This is a genomic window from Paenibacillus sp. BR2-3, from assembly GCF_046529485.1.
Classification (GTDB): domain Bacteria; phylum Bacillota; class Bacilli; order Paenibacillales; family Paenibacillaceae; genus Paenibacillus_AQ.
In genome coordinates, this window is record NZ_CP126311.1 from 2,574,426 (window position 1) to 2,586,975 (window position 12,550).

A 12,550-nucleotide genomic window follows, 5' to 3' on the forward strand; every position below is an offset into this window, starting at 1 on the left:
ACCAAACTAATCAATGAGGTGATGGTATGTCGGAACTGGGCCGGCACTTGAAGGAGGCGCGTCTGCAAAAAGGGATGAGCCTTGACGATGTCCAGGAAGTAACGAAAATTCGCAAAAAATATTTGGAGGCCATCGAGACGGGGGACTATAAGGTGCTTCCGGGAAGCTTTTATGTACGGGCGTTCATCAAAACTTATGCAGAAGCAGTAGGGGTTAATCCCGACGAGCTTCTTCAGGAGCATGGCAACGTACCGGCGGCTCCAAAAGAGTCAACCATGGAAAGCGTAATCCAAAAGCGCAGCCGCCGGCCTGAAACCGAACGGAACGCCAAATGGCTGCCTACCCTGCTTATGTGGACTTTTCCTGTGCTCATTATTGTGGTCATCTATATGTATGCATCCGGTTGGAGCAAGTCGGGTTCAGACAGCAGTCAGGTAGTAGACTCGACAAGGGTAACGGATACGAAGCAGGACCCTGCTGCAGTGCAGACATCCTCCCCGGCGCCTGGTGGAGCAGCTGCGGAACCATCAGCCTCCGCAGCAGCGGGTACTGACGGAGAGACCGTACAAGCTTCGCCATCGCCTTCTCCTTCTCCATCACCGTCGCCACAGTCCGTAACCGTGAGCGAGGGTCGTAAATCAGGCAAAACTACAATCTTTGATGTGTCGGCCCCGGCGGGGAGCGCGGTAGAGGTAGCAATCAACGCCACCGGAGTCAGCTGGCTTGAGGTGTATAAAGGCGAGAATTCCACAGGTGAGAAGCTTTCCTTCGGTAACACGGTTGCGGGAGACAATATGGTTTTCACCCTGGGAAGCGAAGGGATTTATATTAAGTCCGGAAACTCTCGGGCGACCACGATCACTGTAAACGGTCAGATTGTGACAGATGGAAAGACTACCTCACGTATTCTTGTTCAACTGGCTGACGAGACAGTGGGCAGCGGCGAAGCTTCCGCAACGGAAGGCAGCATCACAAGCGAATAGTTACGTAAGGATCATAGACGGATTGGCACATATCGTGCTCGGGATTTTGGATATGTTCCGGAATCCGGTCCGAAGCAGGTAAACTGCTGAGAAAAAGCGTCTCCCGGAAAGATATTTCTCTTCGGGAGGCGTGTTTTTTGTGTCTCTCTTCTTACATAATTAGACTTGCGAGCTGCTTTCTCATATAATAGGAGCAGAAATAATTGTTGACAAAGGACGTGGAGTAATGAGTTCGGAAAGTTCATTCGATATCGTATCCAAAATGGATATGCAGGAGTTAACCAATGCGGTTCACCAGACAGAGAAGGAGATCGAGAACCGTTTTGACTTTAAAGGAAGCAAAAGCAGTCTGAAGCTGGAGAAGGACGCGCTTATCATTGCTTCTGAAGATGAATATAAGCTGAACGCAGTCATCGACATTTTACAAACGAAGATGGTCAAGAGAGGAATTACGCTCAAAAACCTGGATTTCGGCAAAATAGAACCGGCTTCCTTGGGAACTGTACGTCAGCGCTTGGGTCTGAAACAGGGCATCGATCAGGAAAATGCCAAGAAAATTAACATCTTGATCCGTGATTCCAAGCTAAAAGTGAAAAGCCAAATTCAGGGTGATCAAATCCGTGTAACCGGAAAAAGCCGGGATGACCTGCAGCAGATCATTCAACTTTTGCGGAAGGCTGATTTACCGCTGGATTTGCAGTTTAACAATTTAAAGTAGGATATCGTACCCCGCGGTGCTCAAGCAGCACTTCCTTGCGGGGTGCTTTCTGTTATGAATAATTTTGTCAGGGAGGAACTTCTGTGAATTTGCCCAACCGTATTACACTTGCACGTATTTGTCTCATCCCGATCATGATGTTTTTTCTGCTGGTCGATTTCAGCTTTTATCCGGAGCCTATTCGCTGGGGTTCGTTCCAGCTTTCTGTTAACCATCTGTTTGCCGCGATTATCTTTTTGCTCGCTGCCAGCACGGATGGAATAGATGGTTACATTGCGCGGAAGTACAATATGGTCACTAATCTTGGCAAACTGCTCGATCCCCTCGCTGACAAGTTGCTTGTTTCGGCTGTGCTGATCTCGCTGGTTGAAATGGGCAGACTTGATTCATGGATTGCTGTAGTTATCATCAGCCGCGAATTTGCCGTCACCGGCCTTCGCCAGGTTGCACTCCTTGAAGGTAAAGTGGTTGCCGCCAGTAAATGGGGCAAGATCAAAACGATTATACAAATCGTCGCGATCTCACTGCTGCTGCTGAACAATTTCCCCTTCCAGTTTATTCGTATCCCGGTGGATGATATCGCCATTTGGGCTGCGGCATTGATCACTATTTACTCGGGCATAGATTATTTCGTGAAGAATAAGGAACTGCTCCAGCTTCACAAGGCATAGGCAGCAGAGCTCCAGCTACTATACTAGTCTAATAGGAGGCGTAAGCAGCTATGAAAGCAGAAATTATTGCGGTTGGTACTGAACTTTTACTCGGTCAAATTGTAAACAGCAACGCCCAATTTTTATCAGTCGAGCTTGCCGCGCTGGGTATTGATGTGTATTTCCAGACTGTGGTCGGTGATAATAGCGGCCGGCTCCAGCAGGCCATTGAGATCGCCCGGAGCCGTGCGGATCTTATTTTATTCACAGGTGGAATAGGTCCGACTGAGGATGATCTTACCAAGGATGCGCTTGCTGCTGCTTTAGGGCGCACACTACATATCGACAGGCTGGCAATGGATCATGTGCAGCGGTTTTTTGACGAACGGGGCATTGTCATGACCGAGAATAACCGTAAGCAGGCGATCATTATTGAGGGGACCACGCCACTTCCAAATGATATCGGTCTTGCTGTGGGAATTGCTCTTGCGCATGAAGGTAAATTTTATATTGTTCTTCCAGGTCCGCCTAGAGAGATGAAGCCGATGTTCACGGATAAAGCCAAACCATGGCTGCTGCAGCATGCGTTGACCAATGAGATGCCTATCTACTCCAAAATGCTTAAATTTGCCGGTATCGGTGAATCTTTGCTGGAAGATAAGCTGATTGATCTGATTCGCAATCAGACCGATCCGACCATTGCTCCTTATGCCAAGGAAGGTGAAGTAACTGTACGCATCTCCACCAAAGCGCCAACCGAAAACGAGGCTATGCAGAAGCTTGACGTTCTGGAGGCGCAAATCCGGGAAATCCTTCCGGAGCATATGTATGCGAACATTGACGTCCCGCTGGAGCAACTGATCGTGGATTGGATGGCTGATGCCGGATTGACTCTGAGCGTGGCGGAGAGCTGTACGGGCGGACTGCTGATGGAGAGTCTTACCAATACCCCCGGGAGCGCGAGCATGTTTATGGGAGGCATCGTCTGTTACTCCAACGATATGAAGAGGAAGCTGCTGAATGTTCCGGAAGCTTATCTGGAGGGGAATGACGCACCGGGAGCAGTGAGCCCTGAAGTAGCCGAAGTTCTGGCGGACCAGGTAAGAATGATCGCGGACAGCGATTTCGGTTTGTCAGTTACAGGCGTCGCAGGACCGGGATATTCCGAGCGTAAGCCGGTAGGGCTTGTCTACATCGGTATAGCGGAGCGGGGATGCAAAACGGAGGTATTCGAGCTTAACCTGAGGGGAACCCGCGAGAATATCCGGCTGCGCTCCGTTAAGGCGCTGCTGTACCGCCTTTGGCGCAGACTTGAGGAGCGTAAAGTCGAAACACCGCTGAACGGATCAGGCTTGTAATAGTTCCCTCCTGGGGTATATAATCAGGACATACGGAAGAACCGTGGCGATGAATCTATTTGCCACGGTTCTTTTTGTTTATAAATGGATAATAACGGAGTATAAACCTAGAAGATCGTTGACATTTTGTAAGGCATCGCTTTGTACTTTGTTGAGGCCATTGATAGAAGTTTGTTGAATCTTATATATACGAGGAGGCTTACAATAAAAGGGATACCTATCGCAGAAGATAAAAAAAACGAATGTATGTTCGAAAAAAGGCTTGGCAAGACCTCTAAAACACGTTATTATAATACTATAAACAGTGAAGGAAGTGGTCTGATTGTCAGATCGTCGTGCAGCGCTGGAGATGGCGCTTCGTCAAATAGAGAAACAATATGGTAAAGGTTCAATCATGAAGCTGGGAGAATCGTCTCATATGCAAGTGGAGGTTGTTCCTAGTGGATCTTTGGCATTAGATATTGCATTAGGTATAGGCGGACTCCCAAAGGGACGGATTATTGAAGTATACGGGCCGGAATCTTCCGGTAAAACAACGGTTGCTCTTCATGCTATTGCAGAGGTACAGAAGGCTGGAGGACAAGCTGCGTTTATCGATGCCGAGCATGCTCTGGACCCTAAATATGCCAATAACCTGGGTGTAAATATCGATGAGCTGCTGCTTTCGCAGCCTGATACCGGGGAGCAGGCACTAGAAATTGCTGAAGCGCTCGTTCGCAGTGGAGCTGTAGACATTATTGTTATTGACTCCGTTGCAGCGTTGGTACCGAAAGCGGAGATTGAAGGAGATATGGGGGATTCCCATGTCGGCTTGCAGGCCCGCTTGATGTCCCAGGCTTTGCGCAAACTGTCCGGTGCAATAAACAAATCGAATACGATCGCAATCTTCATTAACCAGCTTCGCGAGAAGATTGGTGTGATGTTCGGAAACCCTGAAACCACTCCTGGTGGGCGGGCACTGAAATTCTACTCCTCGGTCCGGCTGGATGTACGCCGTGTTGAGAGTATCAAGATGGGTAATGATGTGGTGGGTAACCGCACCAAGATAAAAGTCGTGAAGAACAAGGTAGCTCCTCCGTTCAAGCAGGCGGATGTCGATATCATGTACGGTGAAGGGATTTCCAAAGAAGGAAGTCTTGTCGATATCGGCACGGAGATGGATATAGTGAATAAGAGCGGCGCGTGGTATTCCTACGAGGGCGAGCGTCTCGGCCAGGGCCGTGAGAACGCGAAGCAGTTCCTGAAGGAACATAAGGATATTGCGCTTGTGATTGAGAACAAGATTCGTGAGGCGAGTAATTTGACGACTCTCGTAGCTCCGCCAAGTGAAAAGGAAGTTGAAGCGGAGAAAGAAGAAGAGAAAGCACTACTGGAAATCGAATAATTTCATATTAATTGGCGCCCTGTGAATGACAGTACAGGGCGCTTTTTAATAAGATATAGCAGCACTGGATGACGAGGTGACCAACAATCATGGTAATACAACTTAATCCGGAGCCTGAGGAAGAGCAGGAGGGGCATGTTCTTTCTAGTTTTCCTGATGATGAATTATTGGAGATTACACGGGTAGAGCGGCTGAAGAGATCCGATCATCGTTATATCATTCATTTTGGGCCCTATAATTTGACTGTTCATGAAGATGTCATGATTAAATATGTTATGTTTAAAGACAGCCGTTTTACGAAGTGTGATTTGGAGGAAATCGTACTGGCCGATGAGCGCCAACGCGCTTATGTGGAAGGGCTCCGCTATTTGGGTTATAAACCCCGGACCGCGCTGGAGATGACCCGCCGTTTACGGCAGAAGGAAATCGGGGAGACTATTATAAGAGAAACCCTGGAGCGGTTGCAGCGGGAACAATATATTGATGATACCTTGTATGCCCAGCAGTGGGTCGAACAACGGATTACGAGTCAGCGCAAGGGAAAGATGTGGATTCGCCAGGAACTGAGGGAGAAGGGGATCGATAAATCTCTGATCACCGAAGCATTGGATAATATCAGCCCTGAGCAGGAGAAGGACAGTGCCCTCCAGTCGGCCCGTAAGAAGTGGAACCTGATCCGCGGGGAGGTTCCCGATAAGAGAAGGAAGACCGGAGCTTATTTAATGAGACGTGGTTTTTCCGGTGAACTGGTTCGTCAAGTACTGCAAATTTTGGTCCAGGAGGAGAACTTTCAAGGTGAAGAGGATGAAACATACTACCCTGATTGATTCTCTTGACTTTCCTCTCTATATCGACTCTCTTGACAATCTCTTTTTATAAATAATAAAATATAACATGAATCGGCATAAAGTATGAATCCTTTTTCCTTCCCAAAAAGGTGCATACTCCGGCTCACGCATTAACTCATATGAAATGTAATCGCCGGATAAGGCGGGCAGTGTGTATGTGCGGCAAGTGCAGCATGTGCAGGAAACAATCAGTGAGAATATCAATTCTACAAATCCCAAGGAGTACCTTGGAGGAACTAAATCAACGAGGAGGTGAACAGATGCCAACTTTGATCTGGATCATTATCGTTCTCGTTGTAGCGACATTATTCTTTGGGTTCGGTTATTTTATTCGGAAGTCCCTTGCAGAAGCTAAAATTTCCAGCGCAGAACAAGAAGCCGTAGTAATCGTGGAGAACGCGAAGAAAGAGGCCGAGGCGCAGAAGAAGGAAACGGTATTGGAGGCTAAGGACGAAGTCCATAGAATCCGTAGCGAAGCTGAGAAAGAAACGCGTGAACGTCGTAATGAAATTCAACGGCAAGAAAGACGTTTGCTGCAAAAGGAAGAATCGCTGGATAAAAAAATGGAATCGCTTGAACGAAAAGAAGAACAAGTGGCTAACAAAGAGAAACGAATTGATGAAACCCAACAGCAAATTGACGTCATTTACAAAAATCAAGTAACTGAATTGGAGCGCATCTCCAATTTAAGCATTGAAGATGCAAGAAGCATTATTCTAAGCAACGTGGAGCAGGAAGTTCGCCATGAAACTGCACAAATGATCAAGGAGATCGAGCAGCAGGCGAAGGAAGAAGCGGATAAGAAATCCCGCGAAATTATTACACTCGCTATTCAGCGCTGCGCGGCTGATCATGTAGCAGAGACAACGGTATCGGTTGTTACGTTGCCGAACGAAGAGATGAAGGGACGGATTATCGGTCGTGAAGGCCGCAATATCCGGGCACTGGAAACTCTCACGGGTATTGACCTTATAATTGATGATACGCCGGAAGCGGTTATTTTGTCGGGATTTGATCCTATCCGCCGTGAAGTCGCACGTACAGCACTGGAGAAACTGGTGGCTGATGGACGCATTCATCCAGCACGCATTGAAGAAATGGTGGAGAAATCCCGTAAAGAAGTGGACGAACGAATTCGGGAATACGGCGAACAGGCTACCTTCGAGGTAGGAGTTCACGGATTGCATCCGGATTTGATCAAAATTCTGGGCCGTCTTAAATTCCGTACGAGCTACGGTCAAAATGTATTGAAGCACTCCATGGAGGTTGCTTATTTGACTGGACTGATGGCCGGTGAGCTTGGGGAAGACATCGTGCTTGCAAAACGTGCCGGATTACTGCATGATATCGGCAAAGCGCTGGATCATGAAGTCGAAGGTTCACATGTAGAGATCGGCGCCGAACTGGCTAAGAAATACAAGGAGCATCCGGTAGTTCTTAACAGTATCGCGTCTCACCACGGAGACTGTGAAGCGACCTCGGTTATTGCCATGCTGGTTGGAGCCGCTGACGCTTTGTCGGCAGCCAGACCTGGCGCACGCCGGGAAACACTGGAAACCTATATCAAGCGTCTCGAAAAGCTGGAGGAAATCTCCGAATCGTTCGAAGGCGTCGAGAAATCGTATGCCATTCAAGCCGGCCGCGAGGTTCGCGTAATGGTTCAGCCTGAGAAGATTGACGATGCCGAAGCTTTCCGTCTGGCGCGTGACATTACCAAGATGATCGAGAATGAACTGGACTATCCGGGACATATCAAAGTCACCGTAATTCGCGAGACACGGGCGGTTGAATACGCTAAATAGGCAATAATGAAAAGTGGCGCCTTAAATGGGGCCACTTTTCATTATGTGCACCTTATAGATCTCTTGAGGAGGAGAACATTATTAAAGTTTTGTTTATCGGTGACATCGTAGGCAACACAGGAAGAAAAGCACTGCGTGAAATGCTCCCTTCCCTGAAAAGCAAATACCAACCGCATATAATCATCGTCAATGGGGAGAATTCAGCTGCCGGAAGAGGGATCACCTCAGCCATAGCGAATGAATTTTTCAACTGGGGCGTTCATGGCATAACGATGGGAAACCACACATGGGATAACAAGGATATCTTTGAGTTTATCGACGATGAGCCGCGTATCATCCGTCCGGCCAATTTTCCGCCGGATACTCCGGGACGGGGCTATACGGTTGTTAAAGGTAATGGCAAACAGCTGGCGATTGTTAATTTGCAGGGACGCACCTTTTTACCGGCGATTGATTGCCCTTTCCGGGTCGGAGAGGATATTGTCGAGGAGCTGCGGGCCATGCACAAATGTATACTTGTCGATTTTCATGCGGAGGCAACCTCTGAGAAAATTGCCATGGGCTACTTCATGGATGGACGTGCTTCAATCGTAGTCGGGACGCATACCCATGTGCAGAGTAATGACGATGTGATCCTGCCGGGAGGTACCGCTTATCTGACGGATGCAGGGATGGTTGGTTCAAGAGAAGGAATATTGGGTATGGAGAAAGATGCGGTCCTTTATAAATTCTTAACCCAGCTTCCGTCCCGGTTCGTAGTGGATGAAGGCAAATGGCAGTTAAATGGCTTGTTTGCAGAGCTGGATGAGGCAACAGGAGCGGCCATGCGTATGGAGAAGATTCGTTTGCGTGAAGATGAATGGATGATGAACTAACAAAGCAGCATAGGAGGGAATAAATCGGGAAATTCGGTCAAACCTGGGTAATTTGTGATATTTATTATATCGAAAAAAAGTATCTTTTGGATTAAATTCTGGAGAATGCTTCGTAAAAAGAAGGAATTATTTCTTCTCTCTCGAATAACATCTACAGTAGTGGAAGAACACCATCATTTTTCCCAGGGGAGGTACTTACAATGGATGTATTAAAAGTATCAGCTAAATCCAATCCGAATTCCGTCGCCGGTGCATTAGCAGGTGTTCTTCGTGAACGTGGAACGGCCGAGCTTCAAGCGATTGGAGCAGGGGCGCTTAACCAAGCGGTTAAAGCTGTTGCGATTGCCCGGGGATTTGTCGCACCAAGCGGCGTCGATTTGATCTGCATCCCAGCCTTTACCGATATTGTGATTGATGGAGAAGACAGGACGGCGATTAAACTGATTGTCGAGCCAAGATAATATAAGATATTTCTCGAAAGAAACGGGGGCCGTCCATTAGGGGCGGTATTACCGTTTCTTTTTGCTTGCAAAGAAAGTGAGGTCAAGCCATATGAGAGCCGAAGAGTGGAGAATAGTCGATTTTCACTGTGACGCACTGAGCAAAATGCAGGAAATGCCGGATATTGTCTTCCGGAACGACGACCGCCTGGATGTCACAGCAGAACGAATGACTGCGGGCGGGATCGGGCTACAATGTTTTGCGATTTATTTGTCTGCAAAGAGAGGAAAGCCTTGCTTTGAGGACGTTCTGGGGCAGATCGAACATTTTCGACAGGGTATATTGAGTCAGGGAGGGCTACAGTGGCTCCGTTGGAAGGAGGAAGCAGTAAACATAGGTAAAGAGTCCTTGGGATGGGGAATGCTCTCCTTGGAGGGTGTAGATGGTCTGGAGGGCAATCTATTCTATGCACAGCTTTGCTTCGAGCTTGGGGTGCGTTTTTTCGGCGTAACCTGGAACTATGCCAACTGGGCGGCAGACGGTGTGCTGGAGCGGCGTAATGGAGGATTTACGAATCAAGGGCGGAAGCTTGTAGAGTGGTGTAACAGCAGCGGAATGCTGCTCGATGTGTCGCATCTGTCACCTGCGGGGTTTTGGGAATTGACTGAGCTTAGCGAACGTCCATTTATTGCCTCGCATTCAAATGCCGCCTCCGTATGTCCGCACCCGCGGAATTTGAGTGATGAGCAGATTAAAGCACTGGTAGCTATGGGTGGACGGATGGGTCTGACCTTTTTTCCTACATTCGTCTGTGAAGATGGAAAGGCCACGGCAGAGCATTTGCTGAAGCATATTGAGCATGTATGCAGTCTTGGCGGGGAGAAGCTTATTATGTTCGGCTCGGATTTTGACGGGATCGATTCATGGGTGGACGGCTTGGAGCATCCGGGCAAATATCCGGAGTTTACCGAGCTGCTGCTTCGTCATTATCCGGAAGAGCTGGTTAAAGGCTGGCTGTATGACAACGCAATCTCTTACTTAACGACACATTTGCCATCTCAGAGTTCAAAACCGTGACAATCCTGTTCCGAAATCATAAAAATATCGAAAAAAAGGACCTCAATATGAAGAGGTTCCTTTTTATTTTTGAGGAGTAAGTTGTATAATATTTAGTGGCTTGTACAGATACTAGAGAAAATACAAGGAGTGACTTACAAATGAGCAAGACTGTACCCGTAGGTGTGTCGGCCCGACATATTCACCTAACGCAGGAGCATGTGGAAGTGTTGTTTGGCGCAGGTTACCAGCTAACTGAGTTCAAACCGCTCTCCCAACCCGGACAATACGCTGCTAACGAAACTGTAGCGGTAATTGGCAGCAAAGGCAAATTCGACAAGGTCAGAATTCTGGGACCGGCGCGTCCGGCATCCCAACTGGAAGTATCCCGCACAGATGCATTTAGTCTCGGCGTAAAAGCACCTGTCCGCGAATCCGGCAACATCGATGGAACACCAGGCATCACGCTTAAAGGTCCTGCAGGTGAAGTAGAACTGGACAAAGGTGTTATCGTGGCGACTCGTCACATTCATTTTCATACCTCCGATGCAGAAGCTTGGGGCATTGCCGACAAGCAGATGTTGAAGGTGCGCCTTGGCGGCGAACGCGGTCTTGTACTTGAGAATGTGCTTGCCCGTGTATCCGACAACTTTGCGCTCGACATGCATATTGACACCGACGAAGCAAACGCTGCAGGAGCCAATAACGGCGATACTGCTGAAATTGTAGACTAGTCATTATATTTTATAACAAACGAAGAAAGCGGGGGAGAAATCCTCCGTTTTTTGTGCTTTAACAGGCGGAATAGACTCCTTTTTATGTTAATTTGGGCATTCGGGTGTACTATTCTGTCGAAAATTAGTATGATAAGTACAGGTAAAGAATAAGGACCTTTTCATTAAGAACCATATTCAAATCAATCCGATCATATTAATGGTTAAAAAAGAAAAGGAGAATAAAAAATTGAAATTTAACTTAAATTTTACTCCCAAAGGAAAAGCAGCCATTGAAAATTTTTCGAACGAGGAATTAATCGAAATTTTCAGCCGATACTCAAACACATTAACTAAAAAGTACAGTGTGGATATCACTGTTCCGGTTGATGTGAATCAGGGTATTGTGGCCGACGGCACTTTGAAAGTCATATTGAGCAACGTAATGTGTGATGTTGAACTCTTTTTTAGAGAACTGGGGCGGGATATCAAAGTGCCTCTGAAGAAAAGATTGGCCGTCGGCAACCTTGATAACGTATTTAAAGTTGCGGCAGTTGAAGAGTAGGATCGGATGAATGAACTGCAGCGTTTGCGGGCAAATCGTATGGGAAGGGCTTATACAGGTCCTTCTTTTTTGTCGTTCGGCGGGAAATTCAAATGAAACCGGAGCTGCTCTGGTACATGTGAATTGTGATGCGGGACGAGACCGTTTATAATTGATATATTAATATTTTATCTGGAATAAGGTCGTCTTAGCAGATAAAGTTAGAACGGAGGGCTTAAAGATGAAACAAGTTGTTAACACTCCAGAAGAATATATCGGCGGGCTGCCTGAAGACAGAAAAGAAGCTGAAGAGGCTCAGAGAGACAATTAAGGAGAATCTGCCGCCCGGTTTCGAAGAAAAAACAGCTTATGGAATGATAGGCTATGTCGTCCCACACCGTATTTATCCTTCAGGGTATCATGTTACTCCCGGGCAGCCGCTTCCATTTATAAGTCTGGCATCCCAGAAAAACTATATTGCACTGTATCATATGGGGATTTATACTGTTCCGGATGTTCTGGCATGGTTTCAGGAGGAGTATCCAAAGCATGTTAAGACAAAGCTGGATATGGGAAAGAGCTGCATTCGCTTTAAAAAAATGGACAGCATCCCTTACGATCTCATAGCAGAGCTGTGCAGAAAGATCACCGTGGAGATTACATAAGAAAATATGAGCATGAAATTCTGAGGTGAAAAGGGGGATATGACATGACAGCTGAAAAAGGAACAAAAGAAAATCCGTGGAAACTGAAAACCCCGCCGCAAACGTCAGAATACGAAATGTATAGATCGGAAAAAGACGGCAAAGAAATTTTGGTGTGTACCGTGGGAAAAACAGTACTGCACTATGATTACCGCTGTCTTGAGGATCTGACACAAATGCTTAAAGATCATGGAGACTGGATGGAGCTTGGCAGCGCGGATGAACAGAAGCCCGCTAAAGAAGGAACCGTCGAAGCTTGGGGGCGTTCACCCGAGAATCCAAACGGTGGATGGTATGGCCTCAAGAAAGGCTTTCGCGGACGGTTCGGGATGTATATCCCGCCATTGATGGAAGAGCTGGGGTTTGCGGAAGTAGAGCATAATGCCAGAAACAACCGGATGAGAGTCAAGCCATAACGGCTATTTTAATGGGGCAGGTTCGGAAGGCATGGATAAACGTGTTACAATAGGACTC

General features: G+C 47.4%; 14 protein-coding genes. All 14 read left to right on the forward strand.

Translation table 11 applies throughout. The features are described 5' to 3' along the window. Positions 1-26 precede the first annotated feature (26 nt). The 14 genes from PaeBR_RS12295 (at position 27) to PaeBR_RS12360 (ending at position 12,492) form a co-directional block, all read left to right on the forward strand. Positions 27-983 (forward strand): helix-turn-helix domain-containing protein, encoded by a 957-nt coding sequence (locus PaeBR_RS12295; protein ID WP_410510890.1) that lies wholly within the window; start codon positions 27-29, stop codon positions 981-983. Between the two features lie 226 nt (positions 984-1,209). Beyond that, entirely contained in the window at positions 1,210-1,701 is a 492-nt protein-coding gene (locus tag PaeBR_RS12300; protein ID WP_410510891.1) for a YajQ family cyclic di-GMP-binding protein, read from the forward strand. Between the two features lie 83 nt (positions 1,702-1,784). After that, positions 1,785-2,372, forward strand: coding sequence for a CDP-diacylglycerol--glycerol-3-phosphate 3-phosphatidyltransferase (gene pgsA, locus PaeBR_RS12305; protein WP_410510892.1), 588 nt, complete (start codon positions 1,785-1,787; stop codon positions 2,370-2,372). Between the two features lie 50 nt (positions 2,373-2,422). After that, the gene (locus PaeBR_RS12310) at positions 2,423-3,709 is read left to right on the forward strand and encodes a competence/damage-inducible protein A (RefSeq protein ID WP_410510893.1); all 1,287 of its coding nucleotides are present in this window, start codon (positions 2,423-2,425) and stop codon (positions 3,707-3,709) included. A 322-nt stretch (positions 3,710-4,031) separates the two neighbouring features. Beyond that, positions 4,032-5,093, forward strand: coding sequence for a recombinase RecA (gene recA, locus PaeBR_RS12315; protein WP_410510894.1), 1,062 nt, complete (start codon positions 4,032-4,034; stop codon positions 5,091-5,093). 89 nt (positions 5,094-5,182) lie between these two features. After that, on the forward strand, positions 5,183-5,920 hold the full coding sequence (locus PaeBR_RS12320; protein ID WP_410510895.1) for a regulatory protein RecX: 738 nt from the start codon (positions 5,183-5,185) through the stop codon (positions 5,918-5,920). Positions 5,921-6,201: 281 nt separating this feature from the next. After that, on the forward strand, positions 6,202-7,743 hold the full coding sequence (rny, locus tag PaeBR_RS12325; RefSeq protein WP_410510896.1) for a ribonuclease Y: 1,542 nt from the start codon (positions 6,202-6,204) through the stop codon (positions 7,741-7,743). An 80-nt stretch (positions 7,744-7,823) separates the two neighbouring features. Further along, positions 7,824-8,618: a TIGR00282 family metallophosphoesterase gene (locus PaeBR_RS12330; RefSeq protein WP_410515162.1), complete on the forward strand. Its 795-nt coding sequence runs from the start codon at positions 7,824-7,826 to the stop codon at positions 8,616-8,618. A 200-nt stretch (positions 8,619-8,818) separates the two neighbouring features. Next, a complete protein-coding gene (locus PaeBR_RS12335) occupies positions 8,819-9,079 on the forward strand; it encodes a stage V sporulation protein S (RefSeq protein ID WP_036656334.1) in 261 nt (86 codons plus the stop codon). A 91-nt stretch (positions 9,080-9,170) separates the two neighbouring features. Beyond that, positions 9,171-10,136 carry a dipeptidase gene (locus PaeBR_RS12340; protein ID WP_410510897.1) on the forward strand — a complete coding sequence of 322 codons (966 nt, stop codon included), beginning with the start codon at positions 9,171-9,173 and terminating at the stop codon, positions 10,134-10,136. A 140-nt stretch (positions 10,137-10,276) separates the two neighbouring features. Beyond that, complete coding sequence (gene pduL / locus PaeBR_RS12345) at positions 10,277-10,849, forward strand: phosphate propanoyltransferase (RefSeq protein WP_410510898.1); 573 nt, start codon at positions 10,277-10,279, stop codon at positions 10,847-10,849. A 229-nt stretch (positions 10,850-11,078) separates the two neighbouring features. Continuing rightward, positions 11,079-11,393 carry a hypothetical protein gene (locus PaeBR_RS12350; protein WP_410515163.1) on the forward strand — a complete coding sequence of 105 codons (315 nt, stop codon included), beginning with the start codon at positions 11,079-11,081 and terminating at the stop codon, positions 11,391-11,393. 230 nt (positions 11,394-11,623) lie between these two features. Beyond that, a complete protein-coding gene (locus tag PaeBR_RS12355) occupies positions 11,624-12,037 on the forward strand; it encodes a DUF1801 domain-containing protein (RefSeq protein ID WP_410510899.1) in 414 nt (137 codons plus the stop codon). Between the two features lie 44 nt (positions 12,038-12,081). Continuing rightward, complete coding sequence (locus PaeBR_RS12360) at positions 12,082-12,492, forward strand: DUF6855 family protein (RefSeq protein ID WP_410510900.1); 411 nt, start codon at positions 12,082-12,084, stop codon at positions 12,490-12,492. Positions 12,493-12,550 lie beyond the last annotated feature (58 nt).